Here is a 21,924-nt window from a genome sequence, read left to right as displayed (position 1 = left end):
AACAACCATAAATTGACAGAAAGGATTATGAGAGAACATGACATGTTAGAAAAAGAAGAGATATTTTCTAAAGTTTTAAGGGCTGGAAGAAGAACCTATTTCTTTGATGTGCGAGCAACCAAAGCAGACGATTACTACATTACCATTACCGAAAGCAAGAAATTTACTGAAGAAGATGGATCATTCCATTTCAAAAAGCATAAAATTTATTTATACAAAGAAGATTTCGCTGCTTTCGCAGAAATTTTAGGAGAAATGACCTCTTACGTTTTGAACCACAAAGGCGAAGAAGTAATCTCAGAAAGACACCAAAAAGATTTCAAAAAAGAATATGCATCTGAAAAATCAGATGATGAAATTATACCGCAAACATCAACTTTTACAGATATAGAATTTGATGATATTTAATTTTTAGTTACTTACTTACCAATGAAAAAGTCCAAAAGTCATTTGATTTTTGGACTTTTTTTGTACATTTAAAATAAATTATTGCCAAATGAAAAACATTTTCCTTCTCGTATTGCTATTCTTTTTTGGCGCTACAATTTCAGCTCAAAAAATAGAATATGCAACACAAACCAATCTTCCCTATTACTCCGATGCTATTAGCAAATCAGATGACTATATAAAAGAACGATGCGTTCTTGACGTATATTATCCTAAAAACAGCCCCGGATTTGCAACCGTAATTTGGTTTCACGGCGGTGGATTAACCGGCGGAAACAAAGAACTTCCTGAAGACCTAAAAAACCAAGGAATTGCAGTTATTTCAGTCAATTACCGTTTGGGTCCAAAAGTTGTTTCTCCAAAATATATTGAGGATGCGGCAGCCGCTGTAGCTTGGGTTTTTAAAAATATCCCTGCATTTGGTGGTGATGAATCTTTGATTTTTCTATCCGGACATTCCGCAGGCGGATACCTGGCAAGTATGGTGGGTTTAGACAAGAAATGGCTGAACACTCAAGGAATAGATGCCAATAAAATAGCTGGTCTTATTCCTTTTAGCGGACAGGCGATTACCCATTTTTTAGTTCGAAAAGAACGTGGTATCGCAGATACGCAACCCGTAATAGATGAACTAGCACCACTTTATCACGTTCGCGCAGATGCTCCGCCATTATTACTAATAACCGGAGACCGTGAATTAGAAATGTTAGGGCGTTATGAAGAAAATGCCTATTTAATGAGGATGATGAAAATTGCCGGACACCAAAACACAAAACTATATGAATTAGACGGATTTGGTCATAACATGACAGCACCTGCTTTCCCTTTATTACTTAACGAAGTTCACAGAATTACTAAGGATAAGAAACACTAAACTAATGACAGAACCAATCGTAAATATAGCATGGCTTCAAGCAAATCTAAAAGATCCAAACTTAATAATTCTCAATGCCAGTTTCAAAGAAAATCAATCCAATATCAAAACTGATCTTGAAAATATCCAAATTAAAGGCGCTCGTTTTTTTGACATAAAAAACACGTTTAGCGATACCAATAATCCTTTACCCAACACGATTCCGAATCCTGAACAGTTTCAAGCTGAAGCCAGAAAACTAGGAATTAACAAGAACAGTATAGTTGTAATTTATGACAATCTGGGCATTTATTCCAGTCCAAGAGCATGGTGGTTATTTAAAGTAATGGGACATCAAAATGTTGCTGTGCTGGATGGAGGTTTACCGGAATGGATTAGTCAAAAGTATCCCGTTGAAGCAATACCGGAAATTCCAAACTATACTATTGGGAATTTTGAAGCCAAATTTAACCTGGAATTGGTCAAAAGCAAAGAACAAATTTTAGAAAACATACAAACTAAAGATGCGTTTCTAATTGACGCTCGCGCGGAAAACCGATTTAAAGGAATTGGCAGTGAACCCAGAGCTGGATTACGAAGTGGCCATATTCCCGGCTCAATAAATATGCCGTACACACAAGTTTTACGAAACGGCAAATTTTTACCAAAAGAAGAATTAATCAAAATTTTGAAAACCGACAGCAGACCTCAAATATTTACTTGTGGTTCCGGAGTAACTGCGTGCATTGATTTAATTGCGTATGAATTGATTTGTAAAAATCCCAAATCAGTGTATGATGGTTCTTGGACAGAATGGGGACAACTGGAAAATCTTCCAATCGAAATTTAGAATGTATTAAAAAAATATAGAATACCAATTGTTTACCCAATTCGCAATCCATTTTCAATTTTAAAATCTGGAGCCAGTAAAATCACATCACCTTCTTCCCCTACCGCGCCCAAAACCAAGCACTCGCTCATGAATTTCCCAATTTGTTTTTTAGGAAAATTGATTACCGCTACAATTTGGCGGTTGAGCAAATCTTCTTTTTGATATCGTTTGGTTATTTGCGCCGATGTTTTTCGGATTCCGATTGTGGAACCAAAATCTATTGTTAATTGATACGCCGGTCTTCTGGCTTCGGGAAAATCATTTATTTCTAAAATGGTTCCAACACACATTTCTACTCTTTCAAATTCAGTCCAGCTAAGGTTTTCCATATTATATATTTTTCTATTAAAGCACTGAATAACAAACCTATAAATTTTGCAACTATTTAAACTAATTCTGTAAAACTTTTTTTGCAAAATAGTTATAATTTTACAAAAAGCGAATACTAAATTCATCTTTTAAATAGTAAATATTATGGAAATGAGTCAAATGAATGACAGCGAAATGCGCAAAGAAAGTAATTCTGGTATAGACTTGTACATTGAGACAGCGCCAAATGTAAAATTATACGTGAAAGATTATGGTCAAGGAAAACCTGTAATTCTTATTCATGGTTGGCCATTATCGAATGAAATGTGGGAATACCAAATTGATGCTTTAATACAGAATAACTGCAGAGTTATTACTTATGATCGTCGCGGTTTTGGGAAATCATCGCAACCTTGGGATGGATATGATTACGATACTTTGGCTGACGATTTAAAAGCCATTATTGAACATTTAGATTTAAATGATGCAACGCTAGTTGGATTTTCGATGGGTGGCGGAGAAGTGGTTCGTTATTTCAGTCGTCATGGTGGAAAAGGAATTTCAAAAGCGGTTCTTATTGCATCAGTAACCCCTTTTCAATTACAGACAGATTCAAATCCAAACGGAGTTCCACAAGAGAAATATGATGGAATGGCGGAACTAATTAAAGCCGACCGAATTGATTTCCTCGATAATTTTGGGAAAACATTTTTCGGAGTGAATTTCATCAGTAAGCCAATCAGTTCTGCTTTATTGGATTATTACAGAATGCTGTGCTCTTTTGCTTCACCTCGTGCAACTTTGGAATGTGCCGTATCATTTTCAACAACTGATTTTCGCTCAGAAATGGCATCCGTGAATGTTGCTACCTTGATTATTCATGGGGATGAGGACAAAACTGTTCCTATTGAAATCACGTCTGAAGTAGCGGCGAAATTAATTCCCAACAATAAATTTATCGTTTATCAAGGAGCGCCACACGGATTATTTTATACCGAAAAAGACAAATTAAATGAAGATTTAGTAGCATTTTTAAACTCATAAAACAAACAGTCAATTGTATTTACAATTACTGATGAATTTAATGTAAGGTATAAAAAAACCCAAAACTTACGTTTTGGGTTTTTTGAATTTATAGTAACGATGAATAGTTTAAACTATTTTACTTCCATTAATTCTACATCAAAAATTAAAGTAGCGTTAGGTGGAATTGCTCCTCCAGCACCACGAGATCCATATCCTAAATCCGATGGAATCACAAAACGTGCTTTGTCGCCTACGCGCAACAACGCAATTCCTTCATCCCAACCTTCGATAACCTGACCTTGACCCAATCTGAATTCGATTGGTTTTTTTCTTGGATACGATGAATCAAAAACTTTTCCGTTCTCTAATGAACCTTCATAATGAACAGACACTGTTTTTCCGCTTTCTGCTTTTTTACCTTCACCTCTTTGGATAAATTGGTAACGCAAACCACTTTCTGTTTTTTCAAAACCAGCTGCTAATTTTTCCATAGCTGCTTCCACTTCCGCTTTTAGAGCTGCATCACGTTTGTTACGAGATCCTTTGAAAGTAATGAAAGCCTCAATTGCATTCCAGTTTTTAGCTTCTTCTCCTTCTCTGATAATTTCCAAAGATTCTAAAACATCTCCTTGCTCTACCGCATCTACCACATCCTGACCTTCTACAACATGACCAAAAACAGTATGTTTGTTATCCAACCAATCCGTTGGAATGTGCGTAATGTAGAACTGAGAACCGTTTGTTCCAGGTCCTGAGTTAGCCATTGCTAAAACTCCCGGACGATTGTGTTTCAAACTTGGGTGAAATTCATCATCAAATTTATATCCTGGATCTCCAGTTCCTGTTCCTTGTGGACAACCACCTTGAATCATGAAGTTAGGAATTACTCTGTGGAATTTTAATCCGTCATAAAATTTAACCCCTTGTGGTTTTACTTTATTTTCTAAGTTTCCTTCAGCCAATCCTACGAAGTTCCCAACTGTTCCTGGAGTCAAATCGTGTGTTAGTTTTACTAAAATAGCACCTTTTGTGGTGTTGAATTTAGCATATATTCCGTTTTCCATTTTTGTTTAATTTTTATTGAAAGGCAAATTTACGAAATTAATTTTAAAAAGGGAATTTGGGGATTCTTTGATTTGGGAATTTGCGAATTGTTCAGAAATAGATTTTTGGTGTAAATAGATTTGCTGTAAGGTGAAGAGTTTATAAGACAGTCTGGTGTTCTGCCGGTAACAAACTACAGCTACTTTTGGTATGGTTAGCCTCTATCACTACAAAACGAAATTATGAAAGTTATAGTTTCCTTCTTAACAGATAAGTAAATAGCTATTATCCAATGTTAGCATTTATCTTTTATTTAGTCATAGCAATTATAAGTGTTATAAAAATGTATATCCCGATACTACCAAAGAATAACATCCAATCTTTGAATATATTAAAAGTAGTATTTCCAGCAGCTTTATTAACAAAACTTAAAACAAATAAATCGCAGAAAGAAAATATGATGGCATAAGCTGGTAATAAGGTGCCAAAACTAATTGGATTAATAACTACAAAGTATATAAAAGAAAATACTCCCAGAAATAATGAAAAATAATTACACCATTTTAAAAAAAGGATTAACTTTCCCATTGGATTTTTTTAAAGTTACTATTAAAATCAGTTTGTCTAAAATCTCACAAACTTCTCTAAAAATTCCGTATTTGAGATTTTTTTTTAATACAAATCAAATAACAAAAACTAAAGTCGAGATGTTAAGCGGTTTGAAAATTATCTGCTTTTCGAGAATGTAAACCCAATATTATGCGATTTTTTTATTAATATAAAAGTTCTGATTGAAAATTTAATAAATCTTTTTTAATTAAAAAATATCCTCTCGAAATTAAATAGCCGTAATCATTAATGGATTTAAAAAGGATTTGTAACTCATTATCAATGTATTGATTGTTTGCAAAATACACCCAATTTTCTTTTAGGTAATTTTCAAAATTTTCTTTTATTGATTCTGTTAGTTCTGATTTGTAAAGTTGATTTTCTAGAATAATTGTTATTTCTTTTTTTAGTTCCATCTCCCATCCTTCTAGACTATTTAAATTGGATTTTATTTGCTCAAACGGTGTGACATTACTAAAAAATTCTGTTGCATTTAGCAAATTGAAATATAGTTCCATTCTTAGTGTATGTTCCTTATCATTTTTGAAAAATGCATCATATTTTGATTTCAGTTCACTTTCTATTCCTTTTGTTTTTGCTAACTCATAAAAAAAGGAATAAATTTCTATGTCATTTTTGGATATTTCTATATTTAAAATTTCCTTTTCTTTTTCAATTTTTGGAAGTAATGAAATAGTATCTTTTGCTTTAAATTTCTGACCATCATAATCGAATGTCTTTAAAGAAAAAACTTTATTTTCTATATTTAACAAGGTATTCTTATCATTTTCAAGTGCAATAAAATCATAAATCATATCAATTTTTTCCTTGTTGAAAAACATTTCTACATTCTGATTTGGGCTTAATTTTACAAAATCATTTAAATCAAAATAATTTGGATTTTTATTGTCATAATAGCCATTGTAAACTTTATTAAAAGTATTTTTTTCATAAGTATTATTAAACTCAGTTTTAAAATCTTCAATTTTCATAATTGATAATTTATCTGAATTTTCTACGAATGAAAACATTTTTTTTGTCAAGTTTTCTTGTAGTTCTTCTATTCTAATAAATAATGAATTTGCAGATTTTTCATTTGAATTTTCTTTTACAATATTTATCCTTTCAAGATTTGAAATTCTTTCTGCGATACTGGGATGAGAAGCCCATTGATCTTTTATAATAAGTTTTGATTTATTAAATTTATTTAAATCTAATGGTGATACAATAGGCAAATCATTTTTAAATGACAATTCACTCTCTTGTGCTAAGAAGTTCAACACAAAATTTTGTTCTTTATAAATGTTTTCACTTTTTAAGTTTTCTGATAATTTATTTTCATAAAAATTAATCACTGAATTATAGGAATGATCCGCAAGATCCATTCTTAACAATGATTCTTTCAGTGGGACGAAACCAGCAACATTTGCGGCAACTTCATCTGCATGAAACTCCATTTCTCTGGAAAGTGCTAAATAATTAATATTAATAAAATCATACATTTTTTTTAAAACCCACTGAATTCCCATGATGATTTTTACAGCAATAATCACGAAAATAGAAAAATATCCACTTATATTTGCCCATTTTTGAATCATTTTATCGAATGACTCATTATCATAAAGCATGTTAAAAATTACCTGATTTACATTATATACGTAGCTGCCTACTTTCATACTTTTTTGTGAGAAATGTCCAAATTCATGCGCCATTATTGCTTTGAATTCTTGTTCAGTAATCGAGTTTACAAGACCTAAACCTATTTGTAAATTTTTCTTAATCGGAAAAAACATACTCCAAAAACTTGAATCATAAAAAACGCTAGCATTTACTTCAGTCGATAAATATATCTTTTTGGGAAAATCGGTCTCTACCTCTTCAACGATATCATTAATAAATTTGAATAATTTAGGTTCTGATTCTTCAGTTATTTCGGTTAGATGAACTCTATCAATTTTGTGTTTTTTGAAAAGAAACTTGAATAGAAAAGCAAGGATAAAAAAACCTAAACTTGCTAAACCAACACCTATTCCAATGGTAATTATCATTGGTTTTGCTACAATAATATAAAATCCGCCTATTACGCTTAATATGGTTAGAGCTATTGCCAAAAACAAAAGAAAGATATAAACTATCAAAAATAAAGCAATTGAAATAATTGCTTTTGTTGTCATTCTTTTAAAATTATTTGAAACTTCAATATTCATTTTTTATTTTTTATTGTTTTTTTATTTAAATATAGCACAAAACCAAATTTTTCACTCGAAACTTAGGGAAAGCTAATTGCCTAAACCCGCCATATTGCCAAACTGCGGTTGGTAGATTGTTGCTTTATTCATACATATATCCTTGATATAAAGTTCGATATTGCTTTTCAACTGCTTTAAAATCTGTTGGTGATTTTTCAATTGGCAATGTTCTACAATAATAAACAACTTCATTTCGTTCAGAATCTAAAATAATTGTAAACAGCGAAAAACTTGATTTAATTGGTACAGGTGCATACATTCCAAGTGTTAAAATGCCAACTCCAATTCCTTTAGCAACTTGGTTTCCATAATTGCCTTTCTTTCTGCCAAATCCTGTTGTAACTGAAGCCATAGCAAAACGTTGTTTGTTAGCTTTCATTATTGAATCAATTGTCGGTGTCAATTTCACTCCTTCCAATTTTTTAGTATTCATTACAGTTTGAATTAAAAAACTTAATTCGTTATTAACTTTTATGTTGTTTTTCAATCCATTCACGTCAATTATTTTTTCAATTTTAAAATCGTTATTATTTCTAATAACTGAATCTAAAAGCACTTTTGAAATAGAAGATAAAGAATCATTTAAAACACTTTTATTTCCTTTTTCAATTAAACTTACATAAGAGAATGGAGCAAAATATTTAATTTCAGTAATTTCAGTTGCATTTACATTTTTGCTAATATATTTATTTGTTACGCAAGATGTTAAAATTAATGTTATTCCAATTCCAATAAGTAATGATAATTTTTTCATTTTTTTATTTCTTTTGTTTTCTGTTCTGGGGCAATATTTACTAACGTCTTGCTAATAGGCGCTGTAGCAGATTAAAATTCAATAAACTTTGGAGTATTCGCCTAATTCTCCAAATACAAAATCAACTTTCTATTAAGCCAATTGCCCAAATCCGTTGTAGCGTGTGTTAGGAACCGTTCATTTGTTAGAATGGTAAGTCATCAACTTCTTCTTCATAAACTTTGTCAAAATCTTTGAGAGTTATGGGACTAAAATTATATTTAGCCATAAGTTCATTAAATTCCTTTAATATTTTTTGATTTTTCAAATTTCGATTATCTATTATTCTTTGGTGTAAAAGATTTAGTTTGTCATTTGGCAAATCGTTTATTCTTTTTATTGCTTTTATTCTTTCAATAGATTCTTTTTCATCGTTTGACAATAAGAATAAATCAATCAAACAATTAATTAAGTTGTTTCTGGTTTTGGGGTTTTTAATAAGAATTTCAAAGATACCTTCTGCTACTTCATGAATTTTTTTTCCCACTGATTGAAAACCTTGGTATTTGCCAATAAAACCATATGGGTCCAATTCTTTTCTTATTGGAATAACAAGGATTCCTCTTCCGACGGCTATTCCAATTTCTTGGTCAGTCCAATTACTTTCTTTAAAACCAGGCATAAGTATTGCACATAATGCATCCATTGAAAAAAGACCTTTTTCAATTTCTTCCTGCCATTCTTTTGTTGGTTCTATATCTTCGTGAGCTACAAATCCAGAAATTCCATATTTCTCAAGTTCAGATTTTAAAATTCCGACTTTATATTTGAAGGATGAAAGATGGCTAATGAAGAGTTTAAAATGACCAATTTTCCAAAAACTTGTTGAATTGTCTTTGAATACAGGGAGTTTGCTTTGATAATTATGCTCAATATTTAATTCATTCGCAATTTCAATAATAATTTCGTCATTAATTTGCGGTAATACTTCTTTAACGTACACATATTTACTATGAAAACTTGGAGTATGGTCAGTTGGAATTCCATAAGATTGAAAATAAGAATCAATTTCTGAAAATGTCATTTTCGATTGAAGTTCTCTTCCAATATCATCAACTAATTTTATTTTTTCTAAAGGTTTCATATTTTTATTAGTTCTTGATTTTCAGTTAAATGACTCCTAACTAGTATATAGGCGCTACAAAGTAGCGCTTATACCCCTCATTTTTGGTGGATAGGCGAAGGTTTATTTCGCTTTATTCATTTTCAAATATATTAAAATTTTCTTACAAATAAAGATGCATTTCTTTTTTTTGAATGCATTTTCGCACTACTTCAGTTCTACAAACCTCCTTAATTCCACAAAATGCTAGCCCAGATGGAAGTGAAAATCCTTTTTATGCGCCTTTTCGGCGGATAAAAAGATTGCAGCGGACAGCTGGAAATAGCTCCAAAAGAAAAGTTTAATTGTTGAATTAGGTATTTGGTTATTTGAAAACCTCAGCATCTTTGTACCTTTGCGACTTAGAACCTTTTTAATAAAAATTATGCGCATTGATATTGTTACTGTTCTCCCAGAATTATTGCGAAGTCCGTTTGAGGCTTCGATTATGAAACGTGCTATTGACAAAGGATTGGTGGAAGTTCATTTTCATAATCTGCGGGATTATACGACCAACAGACAGAAAAGCGTGGATGATTATCCTTATGGCGGTGGTGCCGGAATGGTGATGACGGTGCAACCGATTGATGCTTGTATTACGCATTTGAAAAGTGAAAGAACCTACGATGAGATCATTTATATGTCGCCGGATGGGGAAACCCTGAACCAGAAAATGGCGAACACGATGTCGATGTACGAAAATATCATCATCCTTTGCGGACATTATAAAGGTGTGGATCAGCGCGTACGCGACCATTTTATTACTAAGGAAATTTCTATTGGTGATTATGTTTTGTCTGGTGGTGAATTAGGAGCTTTGGTACTTTCGGATGCATTAATCCGATTGATTCCGGGAGTTTTGAGTGATGAAACCTCCGCATTGACGGATAGTTTTCAGGATGGATTATTGTCGGGACCTATTTACACTCGCCCTGCGGATTACAACGGATGGAAAGTTCCGGAGGTTTTGACCAGCGGGAATTTTGCCAAAATTGACAAATGGCGCGAGGATATGGCCTACGAACACACAAAGAACAGAAGACCGGATTTGCTTGAAGATTAAAAGTTTGTTTAAAGTTAAAGGTTTAAAGTTGGTATTCAAGAACTTCTAAACTTTAAACAAGAAAAACTTTAAACTTTAAACTTTTTTATTTACTTTTGCGCACACATTAGTTTAACCTCTGGCGAGATCCGTGAATGTTGATTTAATGCAACCCATAATTAAAAAATATCATGGCAGATTTAATGAAATTCGTTCAAGACGAATTCGTAACAAGAAAAGAATTCCCAGTTTTTGCAGCTGGAGATACTATCACCGTTTACTACGAAATTAGAGAGGGTGAAAAAACTAGAACACAGTTTTTCAAAGGAGTTGTTATCCAAAGAAGAGGTTCTGCTAATACAGAAACTTTCACAATTCGTAAAATGTCAGGTGCTATTGGAGTAGAGCGTATCTTCCCAGTTAACTTGCCAGCTTTGCAAAAAATTGAAATCAACAAAAAAGGTGCAGTTCGTAGAGCTAGAATTTTCTACTTCAGAGAACTTACTGGTAAAAAAGCTAAGATTAAAGACAAAAGAAGATAGTCAAATATCTCTTTACTATAAAAGTCCCAACACTGTTGGGACTTTTTTTTGTTTACTATTTTCCTTATAAATTCCTAATTTAGGATTATTGAACCCTTAAAACTAACAATATAAGAATAACAAGTTAGTAATCTTAAAATTCGTGTTTTTCTATGCAAAATTCACCCTCTATTACATCTGATTTTCATATATTTGTCCGCCTTATTTTAAGTGAAATACCTTATATAAGCTACATTTAACGTGATTCGATTATAAAAATAAAAAAATGACACAGAAATCAAAAATTTTTTACACACTTACTGATGAAGCGCCTTTATTGGCAACGTATTCATTTTTACCTATTGTACAAGCATTTACATCAACTTCTGACATTGAAATTGAAACTAGAGACATTTCATTAGCTGGAAGAATTTTAGCAAATTTCCCAGAGTTCTTATCCGAAGATCAAAAAACAGGAGATGCTTTATTAGAACTTGGACAATTAGCAACTACTCCAGAAGCTAATATCATAAAATTACCAAATGTATCGGCGTCAGTTCCTCAATTAAAATCTGCTATTGCTGAATTACAATCTCACGGCTATAATTTACCAAACTTCCCTGAAGAACCGCAAAACGAAGCAGAGACAGCCATCAAAGCTAAATACTCTAAAATATTAGGTTCAGCAGTGAATCCTGTTTTACGCGAAGGTAACTCTGACCGTAGAGCACCAAAAGCAGTAAAAAATTACGCTAAAGCAAATCCACACTCTATGGGAGCTTGGTCTGCTGACTCAAAAACACACGTAGCTTCAATGGAAAGCGGTGATTTTTACGGAAGTGAAAAATCAGTTACTGTTGCTGACGCTACCGATGTGAAAATCGAATTCGTTGCTAAAGATGGTTCAACTACCGTTCTAAAAGCAAGTACTCCACTAAAAGTGGGTGAAATAATTGACAGTTCAGTAATGAACTTAAACGCCTTAAAAACGTTTGTTGCCAAAACAATTGCTGAAGCAAAAAAATTAAACGTACTACTTTCAGTTCACCTGAAAGCGACAATGATGAAAGTTTCAGATCCAATTATTTTTGGAGCAATTGTAGAAGTATATTTTGCCTCTGTTTTCGAAAAATATGCTGCCTTATTTGATGAATTGAACATTGATACTAGAAATGGTTTGGGTGATGTATATGCAAAAATCGCAGGACATCCGATGCAAGCTGAAGTAGAAGCGGCATTAAACCAAGCAATTGAAAATGGTCCAGCATTGGCAATGGTAAATTCTGAAAAAGGAATTACAAATCTTCATGTCCCTTCGGATGTGATTGTAGATGCTTCTATGCCAGCTATGATTCGTACTTCAGGACAGATGTACAATAAAGAAGGTAAACTGCAAGATACTGTAGCCATGATACCGGACAGATGTTATGCAGGTGTTTATACAGCAACTATTGATTTTTGTAAAAAACATGGTGCTTTTGACCCAACTACAATGGGAAGTGTTCCTAATGTAGGCTTGATGGCTCAAAAAGCAGAAGAATACGGCTCACATGACAAAACATTCCAAATAACTGCTGACGGTGTAGTGCGTGTGGTAGATACAAACGGAAACGTTTTAATGGAACAAGCCGTTGAAGCTAAAGATATTTTCAGAATGTGTCAGGCAAAAGATGCCCCGATTCAAGACTGGGTTAAATTAGCCGTAAACAGAGCACGTTTATCTAATACTCCAGCTATTTTCTGGTTGGATAATAATAGAGCACACGATAGAGAACTTATTGAAAAAGTTACTAAATACCTAAAAGACCACGATACAACCGGTTTAGATATCCAAATATTGAATCCTATTGAAGCTACAAACTTCACATTGGAAAGAATAATCAAAGGATTAGACACTATTTCTGTAACAGGAAACGTATTACGTGATTATTTAACCGACTTATTCCCAATTTTAGAAGTGGGAACATCAGCAAAAATGCTATCTATTGTTCCATTAATGAACGGCGGTGGTCTATTTGAAACTGGTGCAGGTGGATCAGCTCCTAAACACGTAGAGCAATTTACGGCTGAAGGTTATTTACGTTGGGATTCTCTTGGTGAGTTCTTGGCTTTAGGTGCTTCATTGGAGCATTTAGGACAAACTTTAAACAATTCTAAAGCAATTGTTTTAGCGGAAACTCTTGATGTTGCAACAGAAAAATTCTTAGCAACTGATAAATCTCCAGCACGTAAACTAGGAGGAATTGACAACCGAGGTTCTCATTTTTACTTAGCAATGTATTGGGCAGAAGCTTTGGCAGCGCAAGATAAAGAGCCTGCTTTAAAAACTATCTTTGCTCCTATTGCAGCAGAATTTGCAGCAAACGAAGCAAAAATCAACGCCGAATTAATTGCAGCTCAAGGAAAACCTCAAGACATTGGTGGACATTACCAACCAAATCCTGAAGCAACAAGCAAAGCAATGCGTCCAAGCGAAACTTTCAATACTATATTGGCAAAAATCGCTTAATCAAGTTATTAACTATATTTAAAAGACAACCCGAAACGGTTGTCTTTTTTTTATATTAGCAATACCTTAACAGTTGTTATATTACAATTGCTATTCAATTTAGTGTACTTTGCGTTTTTTCATTTCGATAAAATATAAACAATGACTCCAAAGAAAATTATTACCTTTTTAGTTGTATTACTGTCCACGCTCTCGTCTTTCGGGCAAGAGAAATTTACACTAAGCGGAACTATTATTGACGCCAACAGCAATGAAACTTTAATAGGTGTCAACGTCGTGATTCCAGAGTTAAAAACTGGCGTAACCACCAATGAATATGGATTTTACTCCATTACAATACCAAAAGGAAATTATACCGTTCAAATAAGTTATTTGGGTTATCTGACCATTTCCGAATCAATATCTCTCAACCAAAATATAAAAAACAATTTTAATTTATTCAGTAATGAAACCGCTTTACAAGAAGTCATCATTACTGACAATAAAACAAAAATTGATATCAAAAAACCAGAAATGAGCGTTAATAAACTCTCCATTTCGGCTATCAAAAAAATGCCAGTTGTGCTGGGTGAAGTCGATGTTTTAAAATCTATTTTATTACTTCCAGGAGTTACAAATGCTGGCGAAGGCGCCTCAGGTTTCAATGTTCGTGGTGGCGGGGCGGATCAGAATTTAATTTTATTGGACGAAGCAACTATCTTTAATTCATCACATGTTTTTGGATTTTTCTCTGTTTTTAATCCAGATGCTATCAAAGATTTAAAATTATATAAAGGCGGAATTCCAGCTCGCTACGGCGGAAGAGCGTCTTCTGTTTTGGATATTTATCAAAAAGACGGTAACAGCAAGGGCTTTCATGTCAATGGAGGAATCGGATTGATTTCCAGCCGCATTTTGGCCGAAGGACCATTGGTAAAAGACAAAGGATCGTTCCTTATTGGCGGTAGAAGTTCCTACGCGCATTTATTCCTAAAACTTTCCGAAGAACAAAAAAACAACTCGGCTTATTTTTATGATTTGAATACCAAGTTGAGTTATAAATTGGATACTAACAACAGTCTTTATTTATCGGGTTATTTTGGTCGAGACGTTTTCAGTCTGAATAAAAGTTTTACCAATATCTATGGAAACGCTACTTTAAACTTGCGTTGGAATCACTTGTTCTCTGAAAAATTATTTTCGAATTTATCACTTATTTACAGCGATTATTATTACGGTTTGGATTTGGATTTTGTAGGTTTCAAATGGGATTCCGGCATTAGAAACTACAATATTAAATACGATTTCAAGAACTATATTTCGGATAAATTCAAATTAAATTACGGTGTAAACGGAATATATTATGAGTTTAATCCGGGAACCATCAGACCATCTGATGAGAACTCCGGAATAAATTTTGACCAATTGGATAAAAAATATGCTTTTGAACCGGCACTTTACATCAACGCTGATCACGAAATCTCCGATAGAATAGCACTTTCCTACGGACTTCGTTACAGTATGTTTTACCGTTTAGGACAATCTACCGTGAATATTTATGCCGACAATAATCCTGTAACATTCAATTCCGAGTTACAGATTTATGAAAAAGCAACGCCAATAGGCACCAAATTTTACGACAGAAATAAAGTCATGCAAAGCTATAATTATTTGGAACCGCGTTTTTCATTGGCCTACCAAATCAATGACGAGCAATCCATAAAAGCGAGTTACAACAGAATGGTGCAGTATTTACAACTGATTTCGAACACCTCATCGCCTACTCCGCTTGATGTCTGGTCGCCAAGCGATAGTTTTATTAAACCTCAAATTGCTGATCAGGTTGTTCTAGGTTACTTTAAAAACTTCAGTGACGATATGTATTCTCTTGAAATAGAAACGTATTACAAAGAAGTTCAGAACCGATTGGATTATATTGACGGCGCTGATTTGATTGCCAATAAAGCCATTGAACAAATAATCCTAAATGGCCAATTACGATCGTATGGTTTAGAAATCATGTTCCGAAAAAACGAAGGAAAGTTTAACGGCTGGATTTCGTATACAATATCCAAATCCGAGCAACAAACTCCAGGAAGAACACCAATAGAAAGTGGAATCAACAACGGTCAATGGTACAACTCCGTTTATGATAAATTGCACAATGTTGCGATAACTACATCGTATAATTTGAATGAGAAATGGTCTTTCGGAGCTAATTTTGCGCTGCAAACCGGACAACCGGTAACGTATCCAGTGGGACAATATGACTACTTAGGAATCAATGTTCCCAGTTATGGATTAAGAAACGAAAATCGTCTTCCTGCTTACCATCATCTCGACATTGCCGCAACATTGACTCCAAAAAGTAACAAAGACCGCCAGTGGAAAGGCGAATGGGTTTTCAGTATTTACAATTTGTACAATCGGAAAAATGCCGCTTCTATAAATTTCAGACAAAATACAGATACCGGAAGCAATGAAGCTGTAAAAACTTCGATTTTTGGTGTAGTTCCGGCAGTGAGTTATAACTTTAAATTTTAATGGCAGCATCGATTAAGAGCAAAAAATAAAAAATAAAATCATGAAAAAAATAACACTATATCTGGTACTTTTCATCGCTATTTTCTCAGCAAGTTGCGAAGATGTTATCGAAGTAGATTTAGATAATGCAGCACCAAAACTGGTTATTGAAGCAGCTATCAATTGGAAAAAAGGAACTACCGGAAACCAACAGAAAATAAAACTGACTACTACAACCGGATTTTACAGTACCGAAATTCCAAAAGTTTCCGGCGCGACAGTTTCAATAAAAAACAGCGCTAATGTAGTTTTCAATTTTTCCGAAATTGCGAATACCGGCGAATATACTTGCGCTACTTTTATACCGGTAATCAACGAAACTTATACGCTGACAGTTATCAACAATGGTAATACGTACACTGCTACCGAAACATTGAAACCCGTTACGCCAATCACAAAAATTGTTCAAAACAATCAAGGCGGCTTCACTGGAACCGATATTGAAATTAAGACATTTTACCAAGATCCGGCGGGTGAAAGCAATTATTACCTTTACAAATATGTGTATTCAAACCAGGTAAAATCAAACTTTTATGTAGATCAAGATGAGTTTTTTAACGGAAACGAATTCTTCAGCATCTCTCAAAATGATGAGTTAAAAAAAGACGATAAAATTGAGGTAACGCACTACGGAATTTCAAAAGCATACTACAATTACATGAGTGTTTTGGTAAGTATCGCAGGAAATAGTGGCGGCGGACCATTTCAATCACCGCCAGCAACCGTAAGAGGAAATATCATCAATACCACTGATTCGGCAAATTATCCATTAGGCTATTTCTCCCTAAGCGAAGTCGATGTTAGAAGTTACACTATTGAATAATTTGGAGCTAATCCAGCTGTTCACTACAACCGAAAACAGGTTCTAAACAGTTTTCCACTCCGTATAAGGAGCTTCCTTTGGTCGCTCTTTTACTGTCGGAAAACTAAAGTTTACAACCTGTTTTGGTTTTCATTACCATCTGGGCTAGTACGTGAGGGATAAAACGAGAACTTTTATTTACTTTTACATCATAATTCATAATTTATAATAAACCATGTCTTCACACCATATCGTTCGCGACGACCAAGAACCTGCTTTAATCATTGCCAATGGCGCTTCCTGCAATCCAGAACTATTGGGTCAATTATTGGAATGGTCACCGCTTGTTGTTGTATTAGATTCCGCTATGGTGCGTGTTATGGAATTAGACATCAAAGTCGATGTTCTCTTAGGAGATTTCGACCGAGGATTTGATCCTGAAATTTATAAAACATCTCAATACCCAATCGAAATTATTCATACACCGGATCAAAATAAAACTGATTTAGAGAAGGCTTTTGACTATCTAATCGAAAGAAAAATTCCTGCCGTAAACGTCGTTTGGGCAACCGGACGCAGAGCCGATCATACGATTACCAATCTTACGAACATCACACGATATAGAAATCTATTGAAGATTGTTATTCTGGACGATCACTCTAAGGTATTTCTTTTGCCTAAGAAATTCGAAAAATGGTATACGGCGGACACTCCTATTTCATTAATTCCCATTGGTCACGTGACAGGAATTCATTCGGATAATTTATTTTATCCATTGAAAGATGATAGTCTCACTATTGGTTACAGAACCGGAAGCAGCAATCACGTCATCAAAGACGGAATCGTAACAATAGAACATGATGAAGGCGATTTATTGATGATGGAATGTTTGGATTAGGTATTTATCGAATATTCAACAAAGCGTTTCTCACAATCTCATAATGACTCCAAGGAATAAAATGATTCGCTTTTTCGATCGTTATTGTATCCAGTGACTTAGCATTGACAAACATTTTTTGCATAAAGGCAACATTACTGTACGGTACCAAAGCATCTTTTGTTCCATGAATAATCGTAACATCGCTAGTAATGTTTTTCAGCTCTGGCTCTAAATCGACTAAATCCTTTTTCAGCCACCACAACTCATCATTAGAAGGACGTAATGCTCCGGGAATTAAATATCGTAAAGGCGAAACTTTGATAACCGTTCTCCATTTTTCCGGGTTTTCAGCTTTCGGGTCTAATGATCCTGCCAGTATCACCAATCGTTTGAACCATGATGGATTATCAACGGCTAATTGCGCTACAACTGGCCCACCAACAGAATGTCCTACCAAAATTAGCGGCTTTTTATTATCGATTTTTTTTATAAACTCCGATATTCTTTGCGATTGTACTTTTAAATTTTGAGCATCGCCAAAATCACTGTATCCAAAACCCGGTCGGTCAATAGCAATCATTCGGTATTTTTTAAGCAATAAAGAATCCTGAAGGTATTCCTTGAAAGCATTCCAACTGCCAGGTGAACCATGCACAAAAAACAAAGTCGGGTTCTCCGCATTTCCAGTAGCTACATAATGTATTTTATAACCATCAAAAGCAATTGTTTTATCCTGAAATTCTGTTTTAGAGATAGCGAAAAATTTTTTAGTTTCCTTATTCGAATATCGCATCGTCATACAAGATTGGCACATTATAATATACAAAACCATCAAACTGTAAGCTATGTATCTTTTTTTGAAATGAAATGAAGCGGGCATAAAAGTCATTCTGATAGTATTTTTTATAAAAGTAACCGTTTTTATGGTTCGAAAAAAACGCAATATTCTAATTTTATGATTTATTTTTCATCTGTTCATTAGGTCTAAAACGTCTTTAACTATTTACAAAATAGTTATGCCTATATTTGCATCGAAATAAAGAAAATGAAAGCGAAAACGATTACCGAAAAGACTAATTTACATCCACGAAATCTGGATAGATTTGGATATAATTTTGAACAATTAATAGAAAAATCTCCTGAATTAAAACCTTTTGTTTCTGCCAATAAGCACAATCCAGACGCTTCGGAAGAAACCATTGATTTTAGTAATCCCGATGCAGTAAAGTCGCTTAACAAAGCTTTGTTACTATCCCATTATGACATACAAAACTGGGATATTCCTAAAAATTATCTTTGCCCGCCCATTCCCGGAAGAGCGGATTACATTCATTATATTGCTGATTTATTAGCTTCAAACAACAACGGAATCATTCCTGAAGGCGAAACTGTTCAAGGTTTAGATATTGGTGTAGGTGCGAATTGCATTTATCCTATAATTGGTAATTCAGCGTACGGATGGAGTTTTGTAGGAACCGATATTGACGTAAAAGCAATTGAAAACTGTAGCGCCATCATTGAAGAAAACCCAAAACTGATTGATTTCATCAGTTTACAACAGCAAACGGAATCGCGTTTTATTTTTAAAAATATAATTACTCCCGAAGATAAATTTACATTCACTATTTGCAATCCTCCTTTTCATGCCTCACAAGATGAAGCTACGAAAAGTACGGTTCGAAAAATCAATAATTTAGAATCTCGAAGCGCCACGAGCAAAGTAACTAAACCTGTTTTAAATTTTGGTGGTCATAATGCTGAACTATGGTGTGAAGGCGGCGAATTAGGTTTTGTTACCCAAATGATTTACGAAAGTGCAAAATATCCGATGCAGTGTTTATGGTTCACCACTTTAGTTTCTAAAAAGGAAAATCTTTCCAGTCTTTACAAAACACTAAACAAAGTTAGTGCGGTCGAAATTAAAACGATTGATATGGCTCAAGGCCAAAAAACAAGCCGAATTGTAGCTTGGACTTTCCTGAGTGAAGCTCAACAAAAGGCCTGGAAGTTCGAATAAAAACTCCTATTCATTTAATTATTCAATCCCGAAAATCATTATTGATAGTCGGGAAAATCAATCTGTACCTATACTTTTTCCTTTTATGCATTTAAAATGAAGACCTTAAAAAAACTTCTATTATTAAATCAATAATTAAACTTCCATAAATTTATTTTACCGAAAAAAAAATACAACTATTCATAAATAGTTGTATTTCTTCATACTTTTAAGAGTAAAAATGAATTTTAACATAATTTTACGTAAATTTGGTAAAGAAATCTTTAAATAATTATAAAGAAATTTCTTTTTACGATGCATTAATAAAGTAACTAAAAATCGTATTATTTAAACCCAAAAAACCAAATTAATTATTCTTTTTCAGATTATTTTTTGCGTTTAAAATCAGTGATTTAATTCAAACTAAATGGTAGAAAAGCAACTGTTACATACCGAAATACTTGATGATTCCACACTTTGGAACAGCCTGAAAGAAGGGAATGAAAATGCTTTTTCAATACTTTTTAAAAGACATTATTCTCATTTAGTCCGTTATGGAAATTCCTTTCTTCCTTTTCATGAAAAAGTACAAGACTGTGTTCAAGACGTTTTTACAGATCTATGGATTTACAGAGACAAATTGAGTGATAAAGTGGTTGTAAAAGCCTATTTATTAGCCTGTGTTCGCAAGCGAATTACCAGATCACAAGAACGGGATCGTATTTTTCGACTAAGCAGTTCAATAGATACAGTTGAATTTTTATTTGATTTTTCAATTGAGCATGACCTTATCTCTGATGAAACGACAGCTTCGAAAGTGTCACATCTAAATCATCTGATTAATGATTTGCCTTCTCGACAAAAAGAAGCTTTATATCTTCGCTACACGCAAGAACTTACCGTGGACCAAATTGCTGATACATTGGATATTAATTATCAATCAGCAAACAATCTTTTGCACCGCGCTTTGTTAAGCTTACGCAAAGATTGGAAAGGAAATATCTTGTTTATTTTAATGCTGACTTCATTCGCATTTTAGCTTTAAAAAATAAATTCAAAAAAATATACTATTTAGTGAGTATCAAGTAAAAAAATGGTCCTCTATATAATTGTAACCCATTTTTTGATGCAACACCGAAATAATTATTCCGAGATAGAACACTTTTTAGCTGATGAATCATTCCGATTATGGGTGTGTTTCAAAGACGACCAACAACACTGGGAAGAATGGACTTTAGAGAATTCCAGTCGTGCTAAATTGGTTGAAGAAGCCAGATTATGGTTGTTAGCAATGAAAGTTCCTAATGATGATTTAGCTACAGATGACATTCAACATGCTTTGGAAGCTACTTGGGAAAAAATTGAAAGAACAGAAGAAAATAAAAAAGAGAAACCAGTTCTTAGACTTTTGAGAAAAAGATGGTTTAACGGAGTTGCTGCCGTTTTGATTATAAGTCTTTTATCCGGCTGGTTGTACAATCAAAGTAACACTTCTCAAAACTCGGCACTGACTTATAGTGAATTGATCAATGAAAATGAGGAAGGCTTGGTTGAACAAACTAACAATTCAGACAAACCACAAATCATAACATTATCGGATGGAAGTTCGGTTTTATTGCAACCCAACAGTAAATTAAGTTATCCTAAAATATTTATGGGCAATGAAAGAAAAGTGTACCTCTCCGGTGAAGGTTTTTTCGAAATCAGTAAAGATCCTAAAAAACCGTTTTTTGTCTTTGCGAATGAAATTGTTACTAAAGTAGTAGGAACCAGTTTTAAAATAAAAGCATACGCTAATCAGCCAAATGTAGAAGTGGTAGTTCGGACTGGAAAAGTAAAAGTAAGATCTAATGAATTAATCTCAAATCCAAAAGACCAACTGATTATTTTATTACCGAATCAAGCCTTGCGATTCGTTCGAAAAAACTTAAGTTTTAATAAGATTACTGATATTACACAAGATGAGTCATTAATTAATTCTACGAGTAATATTGAGCAATTAGGATTTGAATTTACAGATATTCCTGTGGCACAAATTTTTAAAACAATTGAACAAGCCTATTTAGTTAAAATTGATTTTCCACATGCCAAATTAAAAGACTGCTATCTTACAACATCTTTAACGGATCAACCTTTGCCTGAAAAGCTTAAAATTATTTGCAAAAGCCTTGGAAACAATACGAGTTATGAAATGAATGGTAACCAAATTAGTATTATATCCGATGGATGTAATTAATAGTAACTTGCCTATGAATAAAAATATATAATGAAAAAAGCGCCGAAAATGC

General features: G+C 33.5%; 20 protein-coding genes. 13 read left to right on the top strand and 7 right to left on the bottom strand.

What is annotated here, in order from left to right; genetic code table 11:
* The first annotated feature begins 27 nt into the window (after positions 1-27).
* From IWX80_RS08070 to IWX80_RS08060, 3 genes are all read left to right on the top strand, one after another.
* Positions 28-408 (top strand): PUR family DNA/RNA-binding protein, encoded by a 381-nt coding sequence (locus IWX80_RS08070; protein WP_099715976.1) that lies wholly within the window; start codon positions 28-30, stop codon positions 406-408.
* An 88-nt stretch (positions 409-496) separates the two neighbouring features.
* Complete coding sequence (locus tag IWX80_RS08065) at positions 497-1,321, top strand: alpha/beta hydrolase (RefSeq protein ID WP_196852988.1); 825 nt, start codon at positions 497-499, stop codon at positions 1,319-1,321.
* 4 nt (positions 1,322-1,325) lie between these two features.
* Positions 1,326-2,150: a sulfurtransferase gene (locus tag IWX80_RS08060; protein ID WP_196852987.1), complete on the top strand. Its 825-nt coding sequence runs from the start codon at positions 1,326-1,328 to the stop codon at positions 2,148-2,150.
* A gap of 32 nt (positions 2,151-2,182) precedes the next feature.
* On the opposite strand, the gene IWX80_RS08055 is transcribed toward IWX80_RS08060, so the two are convergent.
* Positions 2,183-2,521 (bottom strand): tRNA-binding protein, encoded by a 339-nt coding sequence (locus IWX80_RS08055; RefSeq protein ID WP_196852986.1) that lies wholly within the window; start codon positions 2,519-2,521, stop codon positions 2,183-2,185.
* A gap of 145 nt (positions 2,522-2,666) precedes the next feature.
* On the opposite strand from IWX80_RS08055, the gene IWX80_RS08050 reads away from it, so the two are divergent.
* Positions 2,667-3,545, top strand: a complete 879-nt coding sequence (locus IWX80_RS08050) for an alpha/beta fold hydrolase (protein WP_334682294.1) — start codon at positions 2,667-2,669, stop codon at positions 3,543-3,545.
* A gap of 113 nt (positions 3,546-3,658) precedes the next feature.
* Here IWX80_RS08050 and IWX80_RS08045 read toward each other — a convergent pair whose 3' ends face one another.
* The 5 genes from IWX80_RS08045 to IWX80_RS08025 all read right to left on the bottom strand — a co-directional run bounded on the left by IWX80_RS08045 (position 3,659) and on the right by IWX80_RS08025 (position 9,306).
* On the bottom strand, positions 3,659-4,591 hold the full coding sequence (locus tag IWX80_RS08045; protein ID WP_113667077.1) for a peptidylprolyl isomerase: 933 nt from the start codon (positions 4,589-4,591) through the stop codon (positions 3,659-3,661).
* A 289-nt stretch (positions 4,592-4,880) separates the two neighbouring features.
* Complete coding sequence (locus tag IWX80_RS08040; RefSeq protein ID WP_196852985.1) at positions 4,881-5,159, bottom strand: hypothetical protein; 279 nt, start codon at positions 5,157-5,159, stop codon at positions 4,881-4,883.
* A 185-nt stretch (positions 5,160-5,344) separates the two neighbouring features.
* Positions 5,345-6,973 carry a M48 family metalloprotease gene (locus IWX80_RS08035; protein WP_334682307.1) on the bottom strand — a complete coding sequence of 543 codons (1,629 nt, stop codon included), beginning with the start codon at positions 6,971-6,973 and terminating at the stop codon, positions 5,345-5,347.
* A 538-nt stretch (positions 6,974-7,511) separates the two neighbouring features.
* Complete coding sequence (locus tag IWX80_RS08030) at positions 7,512-8,183, bottom strand: hypothetical protein (RefSeq protein ID WP_196852983.1); 672 nt, start codon at positions 8,181-8,183, stop codon at positions 7,512-7,514.
* Positions 8,184-8,367: 184 nt separating this feature from the next.
* Positions 8,368-9,306: a toll/interleukin-1 receptor domain-containing protein gene (locus IWX80_RS08025; protein WP_196852982.1), complete on the bottom strand. Its 939-nt coding sequence runs from the start codon at positions 9,304-9,306 to the stop codon at positions 8,368-8,370.
* 403 nt (positions 9,307-9,709) lie between these two features.
* Here IWX80_RS08025 and trmD point away from each other — a divergent pair, with 403 nt between their 5' ends.
* From trmD to IWX80_RS07995, 6 genes are all read left to right on the top strand, one after another.
* Positions 9,710-10,387: a tRNA (guanosine(37)-N1)-methyltransferase TrmD gene (gene trmD, locus IWX80_RS08020; RefSeq protein WP_091166587.1), complete on the top strand. Its 678-nt coding sequence runs from the start codon at positions 9,710-9,712 to the stop codon at positions 10,385-10,387.
* A 170-nt stretch (positions 10,388-10,557) separates the two neighbouring features.
* Positions 10,558-10,908, top strand: coding sequence for a 50S ribosomal protein L19 (gene rplS / locus IWX80_RS08015; RefSeq protein ID WP_073354306.1), 351 nt, complete (start codon positions 10,558-10,560; stop codon positions 10,906-10,908).
* A 265-nt stretch (positions 10,909-11,173) separates the two neighbouring features.
* On the top strand, positions 11,174-13,396 hold the full coding sequence (locus IWX80_RS08010) for an NADP-dependent isocitrate dehydrogenase (protein ID WP_196852981.1): 2,223 nt from the start codon (positions 11,174-11,176) through the stop codon (positions 13,394-13,396).
* 141 nt (positions 13,397-13,537) lie between these two features.
* Positions 13,538-15,919 (top strand): TonB-dependent receptor, encoded by a 2,382-nt coding sequence (locus IWX80_RS08005; protein ID WP_196852980.1) that lies wholly within the window; start codon positions 13,538-13,540, stop codon positions 15,917-15,919.
* A gap of 40 nt (positions 15,920-15,959) precedes the next feature.
* Positions 15,960-16,781, top strand: a complete 822-nt coding sequence (locus IWX80_RS08000) for a DUF4249 domain-containing protein (protein WP_196852979.1) — start codon at positions 15,960-15,962, stop codon at positions 16,779-16,781.
* Between the two features lie 214 nt (positions 16,782-16,995).
* Entirely contained in the window at positions 16,996-17,658 is a 663-nt protein-coding gene (locus IWX80_RS07995; RefSeq protein ID WP_196852978.1) for a thiamine diphosphokinase, read from the top strand.
* 4 nt (positions 17,659-17,662) lie between these two features.
* Here the strand turns inward: IWX80_RS07995 and IWX80_RS07990 are convergent, their stop codons facing one another.
* Positions 17,663-18,529: an alpha/beta fold hydrolase gene (locus IWX80_RS07990; protein WP_196852977.1), complete on the bottom strand. Its 867-nt coding sequence runs from the start codon at positions 18,527-18,529 to the stop codon at positions 17,663-17,665.
* A 156-nt stretch (positions 18,530-18,685) separates the two neighbouring features.
* Between IWX80_RS07990 and rlmF the strand changes: the two genes are divergently transcribed.
* The 3 genes from rlmF to IWX80_RS07975 all read left to right on the top strand — a co-directional run bounded on the left by rlmF (position 18,686) and on the right by IWX80_RS07975 (position 21,872).
* Positions 18,686-19,657, top strand: a complete 972-nt coding sequence (gene rlmF / locus IWX80_RS07985; protein ID WP_196852976.1) for a 23S rRNA (adenine(1618)-N(6))-methyltransferase RlmF — start codon at positions 18,686-18,688, stop codon at positions 19,655-19,657.
* A 406-nt stretch (positions 19,658-20,063) separates the two neighbouring features.
* Positions 20,064-20,675, top strand: a complete 612-nt coding sequence (locus tag IWX80_RS07980; protein WP_196852975.1) for an RNA polymerase sigma factor — start codon at positions 20,064-20,066, stop codon at positions 20,673-20,675.
* 54 nt (positions 20,676-20,729) lie between these two features.
* Positions 20,730-21,872 carry a FecR family protein gene (locus IWX80_RS07975; RefSeq protein ID WP_334682293.1) on the top strand — a complete coding sequence of 381 codons (1,143 nt, stop codon included), beginning with the start codon at positions 20,730-20,732 and terminating at the stop codon, positions 21,870-21,872.
* The last annotated feature ends 52 nt before the right edge of the window (positions 21,873-21,924 follow it).

This window comes from Flavobacterium sp. CAN_S2 (genome assembly GCF_015752255.1).
Classification (GTDB): domain Bacteria; phylum Bacteroidota; class Bacteroidia; order Flavobacteriales; family Flavobacteriaceae; genus Flavobacterium.
Note: the sequence above shows the minus strand (reverse complement) of the source record. Positions and strands in the feature narration are given on the sequence as shown.

Bases quoted from the DNA above. Each gene is read 5' to 3' on its own strand.
- IWX80_RS08070 (WP_099715976.1), top strand. From the start codon at position 28: ATGAGAGAACATGACATGTTAGAAAAAGAAGAGATATTTTCTAAAGTT.
- IWX80_RS08065 (WP_196852988.1), top strand. From the start codon at position 497: ATGAAAAACATTTTCCTTCTCGTATTGCTATTCTTTTTTGGCGCTACA.
- IWX80_RS08060 (WP_196852987.1), top strand. From the start codon at position 1,326: ATGACAGAACCAATCGTAAATATAGCATGGCTTCAAGCAAATCTAAAA.
- IWX80_RS08055 (WP_196852986.1), bottom strand. From the start codon at position 2,521: ATGGAAAACCTTAGCTGGACTGAATTTGAAAGAGTAGAAATGTGTGTT.
- IWX80_RS08050 (WP_334682294.1), top strand. From the start codon at position 2,667: ATGGAAATGAGTCAAATGAATGACAGCGAAATGCGCAAAGAAAGTAAT.
- IWX80_RS08045 (WP_113667077.1), bottom strand. From the start codon at position 4,591: ATGGAAAACGGAATATATGCTAAATTCAACACCACAAAAGGTGCTATT.
- IWX80_RS08040 (WP_196852985.1), bottom strand. From the start codon at position 5,159: ATGGGAAAGTTAATCCTTTTTTTAAAATGGTGTAATTATTTTTCATTA.
- IWX80_RS08035 (WP_334682307.1), bottom strand. From the start codon at position 6,973: ATGTTTTTTCCGATTAAGAAAAATTTACAAATAGGTTTAGGTCTTGTA.
- IWX80_RS08030 (WP_196852983.1), bottom strand. From the start codon at position 8,183: ATGAAAAAATTATCATTACTTATTGGAATTGGAATAACATTAATTTTA.
- IWX80_RS08025 (WP_196852982.1), bottom strand. From the start codon at position 9,306: ATGAAACCTTTAGAAAAAATAAAATTAGTTGATGATATTGGAAGAGAA.
- trmD (WP_091166587.1), top strand. From the start codon at position 9,710: ATGCGCATTGATATTGTTACTGTTCTCCCAGAATTATTGCGAAGTCCG.
- rplS (WP_073354306.1), top strand. From the start codon at position 10,558: ATGGCAGATTTAATGAAATTCGTTCAAGACGAATTCGTAACAAGAAAA.
- IWX80_RS08010 (WP_196852981.1), top strand. From the start codon at position 11,174: ATGACACAGAAATCAAAAATTTTTTACACACTTACTGATGAAGCGCCT.
- IWX80_RS08005 (WP_196852980.1), top strand. From the start codon at position 13,538: ATGACTCCAAAGAAAATTATTACCTTTTTAGTTGTATTACTGTCCACG.
- IWX80_RS08000 (WP_196852979.1), top strand. From the start codon at position 15,960: ATGAAAAAAATAACACTATATCTGGTACTTTTCATCGCTATTTTCTCA.
- IWX80_RS07995 (WP_196852978.1), top strand. From the start codon at position 16,996: ATGTCTTCACACCATATCGTTCGCGACGACCAAGAACCTGCTTTAATC.
- IWX80_RS07990 (WP_196852977.1), bottom strand. From the start codon at position 18,529: ATGACTTTTATGCCCGCTTCATTTCATTTCAAAAAAAGATACATAGCT.
- rlmF (WP_196852976.1), top strand. From the start codon at position 18,686: ATGAAAGCGAAAACGATTACCGAAAAGACTAATTTACATCCACGAAAT.
- IWX80_RS07980 (WP_196852975.1), top strand. From the start codon at position 20,064: ATGGTAGAAAAGCAACTGTTACATACCGAAATACTTGATGATTCCACA.
- IWX80_RS07975 (WP_334682293.1), top strand. From the start codon at position 20,730: ATGGTCCTCTATATAATTGTAACCCATTTTTTGATGCAACACCGAAAT.